This is a genomic window from Moorena sp., assembly GCF_982860115.1.
This window is the reverse complement of the sequence record NZ_CEYLVT010000162.1, coordinates 1-12,846: the sequence shown is the minus strand read 5'-3', so window position 1 is coordinate 12,846 and position 12,846 is coordinate 1. Positions and strand designations below refer to the sequence as shown.

The 12,846-nt window shown below is 42.8% G+C and carries 10 protein-coding genes and 2 pseudogenes; 9 read left to right on the top strand and 3 right to left on the bottom strand.

Translation table 11 applies throughout. The annotated features are described in order from the left end of the window. Positions 1-377: 377 nt before the first annotated feature. Both AC4II3_RS23095 and AC4II3_RS23090 read right to left on the bottom strand, forming a co-directional pair. Entirely contained in the window at positions 378-1,313 is a 936-nt protein-coding gene (locus AC4II3_RS23095) for a tyrosine-type recombinase/integrase (RefSeq protein WP_488011485.1), read from the bottom strand. Between the two features lie 145 nt (positions 1,314-1,458). Beyond that, complete coding sequence (locus tag AC4II3_RS23090) at positions 1,459-2,880, bottom strand: hypothetical protein (protein WP_488011487.1); 1,422 nt, start codon at positions 2,878-2,880, stop codon at positions 1,459-1,461. Between the two features lie 40 nt (positions 2,881-2,920). Between AC4II3_RS23090 and AC4II3_RS23085 the strand changes: the two are divergent. From AC4II3_RS23085 to AC4II3_RS23045, 9 genes and pseudogenes are all read left to right on the top strand, one after another. After that, a pseudogene (locus AC4II3_RS23085) lies at positions 2,921-3,406 on the top strand (RNA-guided endonuclease InsQ/TnpB family protein); the annotation flags it as partial. 401 nt (positions 3,407-3,807) lie between these two features. Further along, positions 3,808-6,993 (top strand): plasmid replication protein, CyRepA1 family, encoded by a 3,186-nt coding sequence (locus tag AC4II3_RS23080; protein ID WP_488011464.1) that lies wholly within the window; start codon positions 3,808-3,810, stop codon positions 6,991-6,993. A gap of 26 nt (positions 6,994-7,019) precedes the next feature. Next, positions 7,020-7,151 carry a hypothetical protein gene (locus AC4II3_RS23075; RefSeq protein WP_488011466.1) on the top strand — a complete coding sequence of 44 codons (132 nt, stop codon included), beginning with the start codon at positions 7,020-7,022 and terminating at the stop codon, positions 7,149-7,151. 600 nt (positions 7,152-7,751) lie between these two features. Then, complete coding sequence (locus AC4II3_RS23070) at positions 7,752-8,261, top strand: hypothetical protein (RefSeq protein WP_488011468.1); 510 nt, start codon at positions 7,752-7,754, stop codon at positions 8,259-8,261. A gap of 315 nt (positions 8,262-8,576) precedes the next feature. After that, the gene (locus tag AC4II3_RS23065; protein ID WP_488011469.1) at positions 8,577-9,551 is read left to right on the top strand and encodes a lipase family protein; all 975 of its coding nucleotides are present in this window, start codon (positions 8,577-8,579) and stop codon (positions 9,549-9,551) included. 162 nt (positions 9,552-9,713) lie between these two features. Continuing rightward, positions 9,714-9,857: pseudogene (locus tag AC4II3_RS23060) on the top strand (IS5/IS1182 family transposase); the annotation flags it as partial. Between the two features lie 251 nt (positions 9,858-10,108). Continuing rightward, a complete protein-coding gene (locus tag AC4II3_RS23055; protein WP_488011471.1) occupies positions 10,109-10,462 on the top strand; it encodes a beta/gamma crystallin-related protein in 354 nt (117 codons plus the stop codon). A 537-nt stretch (positions 10,463-10,999) separates the two neighbouring features. Further along, complete coding sequence (locus AC4II3_RS23050; RefSeq protein WP_488011472.1) at positions 11,000-11,143, top strand: hypothetical protein; 144 nt, start codon at positions 11,000-11,002, stop codon at positions 11,141-11,143. Between the two features lie 67 nt (positions 11,144-11,210). Continuing rightward, complete coding sequence (locus AC4II3_RS23045) at positions 11,211-11,828, top strand: hypothetical protein (protein ID WP_488011474.1); 618 nt, start codon at positions 11,211-11,213, stop codon at positions 11,826-11,828. A gap of 10 nt (positions 11,829-11,838) precedes the next feature. Here the strand turns inward: AC4II3_RS23045 and AC4II3_RS23040 are convergent, their stop codons facing one another. Next, entirely contained in the window at positions 11,839-12,564 is a 726-nt protein-coding gene (locus AC4II3_RS23040; protein ID WP_488011476.1) for a hypothetical protein, read from the bottom strand. Positions 12,565-12,846: the final 282 nt, after the last annotated feature.

Below are 12,846 nucleotides of genomic sequence, written 5' to 3'. Positions count from 1 at the left end.
TGAGTAAACCCGAGCCTTCGATAAATCATAATAGTTAATGGTTTTACGGTTTTCAGCGGACTTTGGCATCTTCCTGTGCCAGCGCCTCAAAGTCCTTCAATATACGGGGCATCTAGTGTTGAGTAAACCCGAGCCTTCGATAAATCATAATAGTTAATGGTTTTACGGTTTTCATATGTTCGCTTTTAGCGGCTCTTTCAGAGCATCGCTATGCATGAGCTTGTCAAAAATTGGCAGACAAAACAACCGGAGGGTCTCCTGTTGCTTTCCCTAGGGAGTGCCTTAGACTGTCCTTAAGTCTTGTACCGGATAATCAATGTCCGGTGTGTGATTTGACTCTCCCCGGTCACGCATAAGCGGGGCTTCTCGCGGTCTGGCTAAAACCCCAACTTCTGCACCGCCCTACGCTTAACCTCCTCCCCCCGCCGGTCGTACTTAGCCGTAGTCACAGGGCTTGCATGGCCAGCTAACTTCTGGACGGTCACAATATCAATCCCAGCATCGAGCAGGTCAGAGCAGAAGGTCCTGCGAAAGTCATGGGGAGAAAAGGACTCGACCCCAGCTTCTTTAGCCCGCTTCTGCAAAATCAACAACACGGCCTGGGGGGTCATAGTTCTGTACTGTATCTGCCCACCTTTGAATATTGGGCACAACAGCGCTCCTGGTTGGTGACCTCTTGTGTTCAACCAATCATTAACAAAAGCGATCGCACCTTCCGGTAAATAGACGGTCCTATCCTTACCCCCCTTACCCTGGCGTACTTCCAATGCACCACTATCACCATCAAAATCCCGCACTTCCAGCTTTACCACCTCTGCCCGTCGCAGTCCTGTACCCCGTAGGATGCCAATTAGGGCTATATCCCTAACTCCTTGGTTGGTTGTGTCAGAGGCACATACCTTAATGAGTGCTGTAATTTCTGCTTGAGTTAACGCCCGACCTCTGGGTAAGGGATGATTCTTAATCCTGGGTAAATCCACCGCCGCCTCATAATCTTCTGGATCCATCAGTTTCAACTTCTTTGCCACAGTTAATACTCCCCTGAGCGCTGCCATCTTTTTTTGAACCGTGGCCGGGGCATTGATTTCTAGTAGTGCGGCTTGGACGGCAGCGGTGTGCTGATAGGTGAGGGCTGCCCAGTCAAGGGTGTCTGCATCGCATTCGTTGTTAGTAAGTAGGGATGCGATCGCATCTAAGGCTTGCCTCATTGTTGGCTGCGACCCCGGACTCAAGCTGTTGAGATAGACCCGTGCTGGATGCCCAGTCAAGGGTAGAGCTGTGGTGAGAGAGAGCGGTGTGGTAGTGAGGGTCACGCGCGATGTGCTTATCAGAAGTCCTCTTCTAAGAAGTCATTATCACATGGTTTCACCCACTTTTATCATCAAGCGCGAAAGGTCCTTAGGGAGAAGATTTTAAACCGACTTGTTGCTCTTTAACCATCACCATTCACCCCCAAAATCAAACCATTTCTAATGCAGCCCTGGTGATGTACTGGGAAAAAGCTTCAGTTGCATGGGCATCCCAGATATTCTTACCGCCAGGTTCCCAGTTTTGCTTGCTGTAACAGATATCTTCTTGACAGTCATAACAAACTGGAAATGAATTATGCCCGGCGCGATCGCGTGGTCCATCATAATTAGTTTGGTAGACCTTAGTCGCTTCAGATTCCTGACACAAACAACAAGTACCATCGGTTAACGCGATTGTTTCGGAGCGCACTTTTTTCCGACCTTTGTACGATAGCCGGGCAAGTTCAGGACGATAGACGTCTCCTACTACAAATTTCTTGCCAAGCTTAGGATCGGTCTGTCCAAGGTAATGGGCTATGAGGTTAACCATCTCAAGGATCTGCTCGTGGTTTTCATAACCAAGGTCATTCACCACAAACTCCCAGAGCCAGCGCTGTGATGTTTTTTCAAGAAGTTTGTGTAGTTCTAATGGGTCTAGTGATCGCACTTTCTTCCCTAAGTTTTTGGCTGTCTTGCCACCTTTTGGGGTGGAGCTTTCTTTAGTCTTAGGAGCAGAAGTAGTCTTAGGTTCAATTAATGGGAGATTACTAGCATCGCCTAAAGTCATCCAGTCCCCATTTATCAAGACCACTCGATCACCTTCCAATCCTGGGGGCATTTCGACGAATTGGGTATCAAAGTTATTTTTTGCTGTTTTTAAAACCGCTTTGTTACATCCAATCTTTTTGCCGTTGCATTCGATAAAGTGACCGTCATTAACTGAGACCAAAACCAGTCTCAAATCTTTCGGACAAACCCCATAAGTTTTAACCAGTGAACTCGCTCTGAAGTTGGGAGCAAGTACGTGGATTGCGGCATTATCTTTGATTCCAGATGAAGCCATTTCACTGATAGCGGATGAAACACTTTTGAGAAAAGGAAGAAGTAAGTCAGCGTATTTATGAACCTGACCCGCTGTAATCATCCACTCGTCTAAGATATACAGTCTATCTTCCCCTTCAAGCAACAAAAATTCTTCTAACATTTCCTTGGCTTCACTGATAACCTTGGCAGCTTCAGTTCTGGAAAGCCTACTCAGATTAACCTCTATTTTTCTGTAAGCATGATTCCAGCGACCATCCATGTCAGGAGTTTTAGCCGCCATGCTAGTATAGAAAATCTTCGCTCCTTTTTGTGCCTCCAATTTAGAAGTTTCTGCCAACATTAAGGTTTTTCCACCCCTTTGCCATCCCAAGACACAGGAAGGGTCATAAATAGTATTTGAGAATACTTGATAGCCAATGGGCTTTTGTTTCTTTCTGCTTTTAGAAAAACCAGAAAATATCGAGGTGACTGGATTACTAGGTTTTGGATTCTGTGGTTCGTTTTCAATTTCAATCCCTGAGACTAACCCTTTGTAACTACTAGGCACATCAATAGTTTCCCCAAGACTACCTTGAAATTCATATCCATTAGGTAGACATCACCTTAAAATAAGTAGGCAACGTGAAGAACATGCCAAGAGACTGGCACGTTGCGTAATCCGGTCTAACGACCTGGTCGCTTACGAAGATTTGAGGGTTAAAAATTTAGTTAAAAATCACTGTCTCGCTAAGTCTATTAATGATGCAGGTTGGTACCAGTTTAGGGAATGGTTGGAATATTTTGGGCAAAAGTTTGGTCGGATAACTGTTGCAGTTAATCCTGCCTATACAAGCCAGAATTGTTCCAAATGTGGTGAAGTGGTCAAGAAGTCATTATCAACTCGAACCCATGTCTGTCAGTGTGGGTGTCGGCTAGACCGCGACCATAATGCCGCCAAAAATATCCTAACTAGAGCCTTGAGTACCGTGGGGCACACGGGAACTTTACTTAACGCTTGGGGAGAATTGGCCTCTACTCTTCCTGATTCCGGTCTGGTTGAGCAAGTCAGCTCGTTGAACCAAGAATCCCCCTGATTCTATCAGTGGGGAGTGTCAATCTGGGACTTCAAGGGAATATGATGGGTCATTTGTCCGATTAAGCGATTCGGCAGAACTTCCGCTGCGCGATGGGCCTCGCCACGCCAAAAGCGATGGGCCTCGCCGCGCCAAAAGCGATCGCAGCCAAATCCACCAGAACCACCCCGTAGCCACTAAATCCCCTATTCCCCCAAAAGCAATAAAACGACCCTTACCACTGACCCATTTTTATGTATATTTGTTAATTTAAAAATTAGTTTACTAAGAAATATTTCACACTTATCTTACTTGTTTGCTTTATGGAATATAATTATCACATCTAAATTTCAAACAAAATAAAAACCCTATCCTCCAACTTTTTCTAAGCAAGGATAGGGCAACAACAAAAAACAAATCTTATGTCGAATTTTACTATAAAAAGCTCGATAGGGCTTCTATCGGATGGAATAACTCCAAATAACGTATTAAAACAGCATTATCGAGAATGGCAACATTCAGCCGTTAATCGCCACATCATCGCACTGAATGTTGTTTCTTGTAGTGACAATGAGGCTTTCGACTATCTTCTATACTCAGATAACATTCCCCGGCGCAATGATGGCAGAATTCGTGACCGCATTCTCTTTCGCTATGGCCACATTGAGCACGGTGGCTGGTGGTGCTCAGGCATTGATCTACTCACTGGAGAACTAGCTCTTTGGGGGTGCTTTAAACCGGACAAGCCGCGACGAAACCCGGATAAGCGTAACAAACGCATCAAATACGAGCACCCACCCAAAGAGCCTACGTCAGTGTTTGCCCTCCAGATTCCCTTAGCTCTGGGACAACAAATCGCCAGTAGGTATGGGTGTGAGCCAAATTTTCTCAATGCAAATGGATGTAACTGGTTTTGGCAATGGGTGATCGACAACCCACAAGTCCCAATCGTGATAACCGAGGGTGCCAAGAAAGCGGGGGCATTACTCAGTGCTGGGTATGTAGCGATCGCAGTCCCAGGAGTCAACAGTGGTTATCGGGTCAGGGAGGAGCATGGGCAAAAGAAGCGAGATCTGATCCCAGAGCTTGAGGTCTTAGCCAAAGCAGGCAGAAAATTTTATCTGGCATTCGACCAGGACGAAAAACCAAAGACCATCACTATGGTCAATAGGGCCCAAGAGCGACTGGGTAGATTACTGGCTGAGAAAAAGGCTGAAGTCAAAATTATCAACTGGAACCCAAAGGACGGGAAAGGGTGCGATGACTTGATAGTCAATCATGGTCAGCCAGCTTTCGACCAGGCCATTGACAACGCCTTACCCTTGGATATCTGGAAAGCCAGACAGCTTCGTCAACTAACCTATCTTCCAGATACTCACCTCAATCAACGTTTTCTCGGAGAATTAAGCATCCCTGAATCAACGAAACTAATTGGAATCAAGTCACCCAAAGGGACAGGGAAAACAGAATCCCTTGTCCCCCTAGTAGAAGAAGCAATACGTAATGGACAGCCGATTCTGGTCATCACTCACCGGATACAACTAACTAAAGCTCTTTGTCAACGTTTTGGCATAAATTACATCACCGACGTTCTTAACTCAACGGAAGGAGCACTGTTTGGATACGGTCTTTGTGGTGATTCTCTTCACCCCAAGTCCCTTGCCAAATTTATAGCTGAAAATTGGGAAGGATGCTTGGTGATTCTTGATGAAGCTGAGCAGGTACTTTGGCATATACTCAACTCTTCAACCTGTCAAAAATATCGGGTTCCCATACTCAAGTCTTTCAAGACATTAATCCAAGGAGCAGCTCAGGTTATAGCTGCTGATGCAGACCTAAGCGATATAACCATTGATTACCTAAAAACGTTGACAAAAACCGAACCGTTTATCATTCGTAACGATTATAAATTCGATGGCTGGACTGTTTATCGCTATCCAAAACCAGAGACTTTGGTAAAAAATCTGGAGAAAGAAATCACCCAGGGTGGTAAGCCCTTTGTGTGCTTGTCAGCCCAGAAAGAGAAATCCATGTGGAGCACGCAAAACTTAGAGAATCATCTGCGAAAGCTATTCCCAAATAAGAAAATCCTAAGAATAGATTCTGAGAGTGTAGCAGACCCGAATCATGAAGCATTTGGTTCAATCACCAAGCTGAATGAAATTCTATCAAATTATGACATTGTTCTTGCATCACCCTCCATTGAAACTGGGGTGAGTATCGATCTCAAAAAACATTTCACAGCAGTATGGGGTATCGCCCAAGGTGTTCAGTCCGAGAGTAGCGTCAGACAATCCCTAGCCAGACTCCGGGAGCCAGTAGACAGACACTTGTATGTTGCTCCCCATGGAATGGGAAAAGTAGGTAACGGTTCTAGTTCTTGGCAGTCACTGATAGCTGCTCAGAACGCTATGCTGAGAGCTAATCTCAAATTTCTACGGCAAGCGGATTTACCCGAACTCTCGTCAGTCTCTGACATTGACGAGTTAGAGAACTTTCAACCCGAGACATTGAAATGTTGGGCAAAGATGGCGACAAGACACAATGCCGGATTAATTAAATATGATCAACAAATTTTTACCGAGCTAGAGGCAGAAGGACATAAGATAATTTCCGTTGAACCGAGCCACGATAGTGACCAAGTAATCAGAGAATCCCTCAAAGACTGTAGAGATAAAAGCTACTTAGCCTCAAGGGAAGCGATTTCCCATGCTCAGCCATTTATTAATGAGTCAGAGTACCATGCGTGCAAAGACAAACAAGCCAAAACCAAGGAAGAAAGGCACCAAGAAAGAAACTGGGAGATGCGCAAGCGTTGGGGGGACGTTACTCCTGAATTACTAGAACTGGACGACAAAGGGCATTTCCCCAGATTTAGACTTCTTTATTATTTGACTTTGGGACGTTCTTACGTTGCCAATAAGAGCTTTGAGAGCGCTCAGTTCCAAATAGAACAAGGGGGGCTATTCCCTCCCGATTTCAATGGGTCTCAAAAGGAATTAACGATTAAGGCGTTTGAGGTTCTCGGCATCAAAGAATTGCTCCAGTCTAATCGAAAACTTAAAAACTCCGATCCGGTTCTAATCGAACTCAAACGAAAAGTTCAAACCCCCATAATTAGGCGGCAGTTAAGTGCGCTCGAGCTTGGTCAGTTCAAAGTAACAGACACTCCCATCCAGATACTCAAGAAATTACTAAGTCATCTGGGTATAGGTTTAGTACGGATTGGGCGGGAGACCAGGCGAGGCGTCAGGCACTGGATTTACCAACTTCGTGACTGGGGTGAACGGCAAAGCCTATTCGCTTACTGGTACCAGAGAGATTCCGAGAAGCAGCAACTGGCCTTGGCTCACAAAGATGTGTCCACGTCTGGTAAAGATAAAAAAGAGACATCCCCTCTAGACACTATTACGGAAGACCAACCGAGAGCCGTAGTCACAGAAATAATCTCGAAGCTAGAGAGACTAGTGACAGCAGCCCCAGAGCTTTTGAAAGGGTTGGTTAAAGCCTATGTTCGCTCCCCGTGGTGGGACGAAATCAGGGATGAAGTTTGGGTTAATGCTCCCATCGAAATCAGACAAGTCATTAATCGGTTTGATTTTGTGTGATTATCACTAGGGAAGAGGATTGATTTGTGTTTATTTGTGTTTATTTGTGTGGTGGGGGTCTAAGACGGAACGGTTATGTTTTAGAGAAAAATGTGGGTGGTGTAAGGGCGATCGCATCTGTATGGGGTGCGATCGTTTTTTTTGTTGTACTTTGGTAAATCACGCTTACCCAAGGTAATCCAGCGCAGATTCAGTTGATTCAGTCTTGTCGTGCTAAGCGGGCGTAATGTTATTGAGTTCCTCACTCAAGCTCTGTGTTTAGGAGCTAGACAGTGTTCTAACCAATTGTCTCTCATTCCATTTTTCAAGTAACTGGGGTGGCTTTGTCAACCCTTGAACAGAAATACTTGAAATCGATATTTGGGAAAATCAGTAATAATACTGAATGCAATAGAAATAAGTTAATTTAAACTTTATATGGATGGAAATTTAATGGTTTTTGCGAATACCAAAAAGTGATCTTGCCAAAAATTTTAATTGCTGGCATTACTTAGCATATGCCTTTGAAATCCAATTCAAAGAGAAGACTATGCTTGGGAAGTTAAAACCATAGGACTTACATAGCTCAAAAACAATTATCTTTGTGGGTTTTCGGACGTTCAAGTTTAGTTGTTTGACAATTTATTAATGGTCGCTATTGATCAAAGGATAATTGACAAAAACTTGAAACAACGCATTTTCGTTAATGCACAAGATAATAAATTTGTAGAGTGTGTAAGTCCTAAACCAAGAAAATTGTTGATCAGGAATAGATTACTATGAATAGAATCTGGACATCATTTCTAGCTGTGATGCTTGCTGTAGTGTGTGTTTTTAATATTCAGATTGGCTCTGCAGTTGCTAGTAACAATATAAAACTGGCTGATGCAAGTAAATCTGAGATAATAGGACATGTAGTTGATAAAGCACTAGATAAACTTGGCCCAGCATATAAGATAGCAGTTAAAGATGACAATGCAGTCGTTTACAATGCAACACAGGAGCAAGTTGAATTCAAGACATATAATGACACTGATCAATTACGTTGGGTTCCTGCACGAGAGGGAACTATAAACCCAGGCTATACTTCTCTACTCGATAAAGGACCTACAGGATATGGTCCAACAATTCAAGTTGAAATGTCTGCAAACAACCAAAAAGAAGGTCCTTTCTATATTAAACGTTGTAATGCCTATATCTGGGACGGAAATGGGTTTAAAGACGTAACAAAAGATGTTGCTAATAATGGAAAAGATGTCAATGGCAATAGTGTAGCTGCGGCGGGGTAGCCCCTGTCTTCATGCATGTGAGTTAGCCGCAGGTGAATTTATTCGCCCCTCATGTTTATTTTTGATCAGGACTTAGAAACTTCCAAAAAATAAACTATACCAAGCTTAGAATAATAATCATTATTCTAGAAAGTGAGGGGGGTGCCGTCGGCACCCCCCCCTCCTGGTTGACTGACAAAAGTTGACAAGCGAAGCCCTGAAACTCTGACACCGGTACACCGAAACCCCGTGTTTTGAGATTGTCTTTAAGATGTAAAAGCCCAAAAAAGCTTTGATTAGATTAGGAAGAATCAATTGAAATAAGGAGTATTAGCAATGTCAGCAAAGACTACAACTTCTAACGTGATGGATAACACAATTACTTACCTGACAACTGCTGACCTTGATCACACCAGAGCCATTCTTTTAGCGAAAGCAAGCATTCTAGCTTATGATGCTTTTAATAAGCAAAACCCTACTGAGTGTGTTAAGGTGTCTCCACCGGATGGTTATGATTTTGTAGGCCACTGGACTGGTGTTGATGCGATTTTTAATGAATGCAAAACTGTTGAGTGTTATGGTGTAGTGTTTCGATCTCAGCAGTCTCCTTACACTTATATATTTGCCTTTAGAGGTACTGATTCGACAGAGGATCTAATAGATGATTGTGGTGCCGACCATACAAAATTTGTACCTTACAAAGAAGATGTTGTGGTGCCATCTGACCTTAGGGTTGAATCAGGTTTCTACCATATCTATGCCGATAGTGATGGCAACACACCCTCGATGCAGAATCAGGTGTTTGCCCTAGTTGATCAATATCAAGCATCTGAAAAACCGATCGATACTCTGTATATTACTGGCCATAGTTTAGGATGTACACTGAGCACTTTGTTCACACTTGATATGGCGTTGTCTAGACCAGAGATCAACTCGGCAAGCTACAACTATGCTTCCCCTCGTGTAGGCAACCAAGCATTTGTGAAATTTTATCAACAACAGGCACCGCAACAAAATCCGGAAACACGAACTATTCGTATCCAAAATGTTTATGATAAAGTTCCTTGTGTCCCACTTGAAAGTGAAGGATATCAGCATTTGCCTTATGCCTATCTAGTTTCATTTTATCGAGACAACCTAACGGGTAAATTTGATATTGTAGACAATCATTCTATCCAAAATTATGAAACTGTTTTGAATTGTGCCTTCGAGAGTGAAAGTGGCTTTTGTGAGGGAACCTTTGACTACGATCAGGGCAAAAAGATGAAGTCGGTGAAACCAGATCCTAGTACAGTCTGTACATATTGGTAGCTCTTGGTCTGGCGTTATATCCGAGGTAAGCATATCCTAACAGCGGTTTGCAATTGCTTAATGGTACTTTCATTCTGGGTTTTTAGGGAGCAGGGAACAGGGAACAGCAAGCTGTGAAAGGGTTTCAGGATTTAGAAATGTACTAACCTAAACGCTTACTGTAGGATAACGATTGTAGAAAGAACATTTGGCTGGTTAAATCGATTTAGACGGTTGAGTAAAGACTATGAGCTATATACACAGATGAGTACAGGAATGATATATGGTTCATTAATTCGTTTGATGACAAGAAGATTAGCGTCTTAATTTTTTGTTTACAAATCAGCTCTAAGTTCTTTTTTATTTTCAGGTGTCATTTGAAAATTAATTATTAAGAATTTTTAGGTAAATTTACAAGACAAATAACATGATTTTTTTTTCTTGTAAATTAGTTCATTTTTTCTGCAAATTTTACCGACTTTTTTCAGGATTTACCCTTGACATTTTTCTGAAAAATATTTAATATTTATATGGGTTCGTTGTAAATAAACTCAGTTGTTACATTTTGGATAATGTCCATGATAAAAAAGTTAAGTTGTTTGCTTTTGACACTCGTTCTTGTCTTTTCTACGTCTGTTGCTAGTGCTTCTGCAGCATCATCTGCAACCTTATATAAGGATGATAATTTTGCTGGTGTGCAATTATATGTCGATAATAATATTAGCTGTTTAGGAGATGCTGGTTTCAATGATGCATTATCTTCAGTAAAAGTTAATCATGGAACACTGACACTTTTTTCAGATTGTAATTACGGACAACCTTCTGTTACTATCTCTGCCAACGGAGGAGTTCAAAGCAGCGGTGAATACCCCAATGCTGATTGGATAGGTGGTAACAACGACTACTACTCTTCTATCCAGATCGACAATTAACATTAGCTCGATTATCTTGATAAGGAAGGTCTGTTATTGAGCTACCTTTACTAGATTACAGCAGTTTTCATGATAGTTGACTACAGGCCATTGTTGAGCCGAAAAGCAAGTGAATACAATTTTGTATTCCATCAACTTAAAAAGCGCTATAAAAAAATAGAATTGACAATAAAGATGTTTGTCTAATTTCTATAAAATAAACCCGCTGACTCGAAATGCCAGCGGGTTTATTTTTAGGCCGAAAAAACGGCTATGATACCGGAACTCAAGTTAAGTCTCGGGGGAAAATCATGACGTTCAAATTATTGTTAAATGATCAGGATGAGATACTCCAACACCTGGAGGATGAGGGGATAACCGTTCGGGAGTTCTGCAATCGCACCAGCGGAGTTGTAAGGAGATTCTGGAATCTATTAAGTGGTTGCAATCTTCCCTATTCCCTGCTCCCTGCTCCCTGCTCCCTAAAACCTGTAACGAAAGTACCTCACCCAATTAAAAACCGCTGTAAGGGGTTTTACCTGCGATCGCTTTTTGATTGTGCCGAAAACCCGAGGACATATCAATCTTTCCCAGGTGGAACCGAACCAGGCCACAGGAGGGCATCGAAATCGCCAAAACCCAGACATGTCAAGGGTGAACACTAGGTTAATTGATGAAGCCTTTGCACCGAAGGTAGTGTGATATAAACTGTTCAGTGAACATCCGGCGAACATCTGGTGAATATTCGCCGAACATCCAGCAAACGGTTATGACTCAGGAAATAGACAAAATCCCCGTTAAGGATTTACAGACCAGATACAACATCGGTCGCACCGCCCTTTATGAGCGAATCAAACATGCCAATATCAAGCCCAGTAAAGAGGGGACTCGCTCCTTTATATCCGGTGAACAACTGAAGGAATTGGATCGATTAAATGACTATTTAATGACCGGTCGAACCTTTGAAGATTTTGAGCCACTGTTAACCGAAGAGTTTACCGAAGATAGTCAGGAAACTATCTCCCTGGACAGTTCACCGAACAGTTCACCGAACAGTTCACCGGACGTTCGCCGGACAGGTTCTTGGAAGGCAGAACGGGAAGCATTGGAAGTGTTGATTGATGCCATTGCCTCTGGTATTGAGAGAGCCAATATCAACAGAATGAAGCCCCTGAGTCCCATAGAGTACATGCACCAGTTGAAAATGGCTGCCCAAGAACAGTGGTTATTAACCACATCGGAAGTCAGGGAATTGATAAAGGTAAAACCTCACACCAGGAAGGGTGAGGATACCTACAGGAGGGGTTCTTGGTTGTTTGTTAAATCGGGAAAGATTGGACGGGAAACTGCTTGGCGTGTAGAACAGGAAACAGGGGACGATAGCTGATAGCTTACCCCTAAGCCTCTGTCCATCCCTCAATGGTAGCTACCAAAATGTTAACTAAGGGATGGTTTATTGCTTCCTTGAAAGTTTCCACACTTCCAGCTTTCAGGGCATTAATTACCTTATCTTTTAGGGGTGGGTTATTTTTTATTTCCTCAGCAGCCCTGGCTACAACTGTTAACTTTTCAATCTCAGTACTGGTGGGATTAGTCTGGGATAGTTGGTTTAGAAGTTGCTGTATTTCAGCTGCTGCTTCGGCTAGGTTTTGTTTTTGCTCTGAAGGATAATTGTTGATGTCTCTACCTATATTTTGAGCCTTAACGGTATCGGCATCCACTAATCCTCCACCAAACTGAGGATTGTTTAGGTCAAATTTAGAAACTTTTTTAGGGGCTTGTGACATAGTATCTCCTTGATGATTATAGGCTTCTGCATAAAAACTAGGACGCTGAAGTGCTGTTTGGATCATAGTTTCTAGACTCGAAATTCTGCTATCTTTCTCTGCTAAAATTACCTGTGCCTCAGCTTCTACGAATGCTTTTATCTTGTTATAAATTGTAAAATACTCTCTATTCAGCTTAGAATGGTCTGCTAATGGTGCAGTTGCTGCACGAAGTAAGAAGTTATCCTTACCTCGCTTCTCCATTGCAGCAATCTCCAGTTCAGCATCAGGATTATTTTCAGCCAACTGCTTAAAAGAAATTGCGATCGCACCTCGAATATGCGGAAACTTGCTCAATACCCAAGACAGTTGAGACTGCCTGGGCTACCAGTAAAAATGGACGCAAGGATTCAAAATATGGTCAGGCACATGCCTTGGTGAAGCAACTGGTCGAATTAGAAGCGTTCTGAATAGTACCAATCGTTACACAGTTAGAGACCACCCGGCTTTTGTCGGGTTTTTTAATGGCTAATTTTTATCCTGATGCTTGTGGTGCAGGACACCCCTCAAGGTTTGACATGAGATTTATGAGGTTTTACATGAGGTTTTACATGAGGTTTTACATGAGGTTTATGAGGT